At 38.4% G+C, this 2,797-nt stretch carries 3 protein-coding genes and 1 pseudogene; 1 reads left to right on the top strand and 3 read right to left on the bottom strand.

Annotated elements, in window-relative coordinates:
* Positions 1–130 (bottom strand): annotated as a pseudogene (locus BQ7314_RS11380) (IS6 family transposase); the annotation flags it as partial.
* A gap of 26 nt (positions 131–156) precedes the next feature.
* Between BQ7314_RS11380 and BQ7314_RS11375 the strand changes: the two are divergent.
* A complete protein-coding gene (locus BQ7314_RS11375) occupies positions 157–393 on the top strand; it encodes a hypothetical protein (protein WP_174483810.1) in 237 nt (78 codons plus the stop codon).
* Positions 394–529: 136 nt separating this feature from the next.
* Here BQ7314_RS11375 and BQ7314_RS11370 read toward each other — a convergent pair whose 3' ends face one another.
* Together BQ7314_RS11370 and BQ7314_RS11365 are read right to left on the bottom strand one after the other, a co-directional pair.
* Positions 530–1,165: a hypothetical protein gene (locus BQ7314_RS11370; RefSeq protein WP_174483809.1), complete on the bottom strand. Its 636-nt coding sequence runs from the start codon at positions 1,163–1,165 to the stop codon at positions 530–532.
* A 151-nt stretch (positions 1,166–1,316) separates the two neighbouring features.
* Positions 1,317–2,630 (bottom strand): S8 family serine peptidase, encoded by a 1,314-nt coding sequence (locus BQ7314_RS11365; protein WP_174483808.1) that lies wholly within the window; start codon positions 2,628–2,630, stop codon positions 1,317–1,319.
* Positions 2,631–2,797: the final 167 nt, after the last annotated feature.

Below are 2,797 nucleotides of genomic sequence, written 5' to 3'. Positions count from 1 at the left end.
GATCAACATTAACCCCTCTTTCTTCCATGATCTCTTCAAGGTCGCGATACGAAACGCCATACCTGACATAAAAGAAAACCGCATAAAGAATAACGTCTTTGGGAAAGTGTGTCCCTTTAAAGCTGATTATGATTTTATGTACATTGGGAAATAAGGGTGAATTATCTCAGAATTTACCCATTAATGCGACAGAACCGTTACAATCTAATGCGTGTGTTTGAAGAAATTTCAAAAATACAGCAGCCGGAATTAATCCATCCATCGAATAAAAAATATAATGATACTCTGGAGAAAAGGCAACAACTCGTCCAAAAACAAGATTGTGCGGGGAGTCGCTATTTTTGCGAAAACTTGTTTGGGGCATCCCAGCCCAAGCAAGCGGCAAAAACTTAACGCGACTGTTAATGCCTTCAGCGCCCCGATTCGTCCTCGTTACCTCGTCCCGACCCAACAAGGGGTCGGGGAACATAGGCTCCAAATGACTTGACGCCGTGTCGGATGGCCTTTTATTTTGTCTCCACCTTCTCCGCTACCCCTCAGTACTCCCTACGTCCGCTTCATCAAGAATGGCATCATCATCATCTTCATTTGGAACTTCTACGCGTTTGTCACTAGATACGTTAAAAACACCTGAAAATTCATCATTTACAATATATGTGTACTCTCCATCTTTTAGTCCATAAAGTGGTAAGGAAATAGTTTTCGAAAAATCGACTAAGGCCATTGTACACATCAGAACATCATCCTCAGTTAGAGGCTTACTAGGGTAAGGAATATCGTCCACTGACACTATAAAAGTATTTCCTACTAATTGGTGTCTAACTTTTTTAATACTCCCACATCCGGTCATATGAGTACCCGATACTACTAAAAAACCTTGGATAGGAAAAGTTTCTGTTAGGTATATGTTAACATCAGTTATTCCATCGACCATTCCTCTAGTCTTATAATCTAATAGTTCCCATTTACCATCAGGAAGTAGTTTAAACTTCACCTCTTGATATGCTCCCGCCTGTTTTTCTGAACTTATTGCAGGAATAGTAAGAATAGTTCCATCAAAAAACACGACTTCTTTATTAGCAGACACGAATGCTTCATCAGCAGACACTGTGTTTAATGTTAAGAATTGAATTAGAATTATAAAAAATATATGTTTTAGATTCATTTTTAGTTACCTCTTAAAATATTCAATAAAAATTAAAAATATGCTCTAACTTAATGTTAGGCGCTCCATCCTACCTCCGCTGAAAATCAGGGAAACTTCGCTATCGCTCCGTTTCCCTGATTTTCAGCGAGAGAAGGATCAATACATTAAACTACCATTGCTGACTGATAAATCTAGAAGTTGCCCCCGTAAGAGTAGTTCCATCTGTATTGGTGACGGTATTTAACGTTCCTGTTTTTCTGAATAAGTGATATAAAGTAGCCATATCTTTATTTCCAGACTCGCACAGTGTCCCTTCAAACTCACATACAACAGCTATAATCCCTGCAACATATGGAGCAGAGAAAGAAGTACCGCTGTTACTTGTTGGTTGCCCGTTTTTATTCATTAGGAGAAGATTCGTACCTGGAGCAAAACCAGAAATATTCGTTCCCGTTCTAGAAAAAGATGCTATTCTATCTTTTCCATTAGCGAAATCTAGATTACTGGTTGAACCTACTACAAAAGATTCCGGAATATTTGTTGGTGAATAATTTTTCGTATCACAAGCGTCATTGCCGGCTGGAATAACAACAAATATACCTGCATTATAAGCTTTTTTAATTGCTGCTTCTAAAGCAGGAGAGCTATATTTACGAATGCATGGGATTCGTATACGTGGCCCTCTATCTCTAAATCCATAACTCCAATTGACTATCGACCCTCTTGGAGCATTCCCTGCTATCCAGTTGAAAGCTTTCACAGATGCAGCGAGAGATGCAGTTCTGCTACAACCCTTACTTATTTTAGCCATCTTTAAAGTTACACCTTTTGCAACTCCATAGGTCTTTCCTGCAGCTGCACTGCTTACCATGCTTCCATGTCCAGTACAATCCTCTCCTTTCCCAGAAAAGTTAACATCCCAAATAATTGAAGCCCGGCCTCCAAATTCTGTGGCTACTTTTGGATTATTGATATTTAAACCTGAATCTAATACATAAATTGTTCTTCCCGATCCATCGTACTCGTATTGATAACTATTATCAGAAGTGGCTGTACTCTGATGAATTCGAGCTAAACCCCAACCTGCGTTTTTCTGGGTGCTGAATGCTGCTTCTGGTATCATGCTATCTTCCTCTATTGATTCTACTTGATCAAGAGCACTTAACCTATTTGCTTCAGTTAGATTAATATTTACCAGAATTCCATTAATTCCATCATAAATGTCTATAACTTCACCATCAAGGTTAAGTTCGTCGACTATGTCTTGTTTAGCTTCATCTGTCCCTGAAGACATAATTTCAGAGGTATCGGCACCATTTTTAATTAAGGTTTGAAGAGGAGCTTCACTTTCCACTAGTTCAGCTTGTTTGAAAATAATAATGTACGATTTTTTATCATCATCAGCAGCGTAAGCTGAGGGAAAAAATATCGATGATACAATCATTAATATAAACATTAAAATTTTGCTACATTTTTTTTTCATTTAAATACCTATACGGTTTTATGTGTAGAGTGGCTATTTTGGTTCTGTCGCAAGAACTAGTGAAAGCGAAGAGCGCCTTGTCTTCAGGCATAACTATCCTGCTAAAGCCATAAATTGCTTATAAGCAGGCATATTTTCCTCGGACAACTGCCCCTTTCGAATCATAT

It is taken from the genome of methanotrophic endosymbiont of Bathymodiolus puteoserpentis (Logatchev) (genome assembly GCF_900128525.1).
In the GTDB taxonomy this organism is placed as follows: Bacteria; Pseudomonadota; Gammaproteobacteria; order Methylococcales; family Methylomonadaceae; genus Methyloprofundus.
This window is presented reverse-complemented; position numbering and strand designations above follow the sequence as displayed.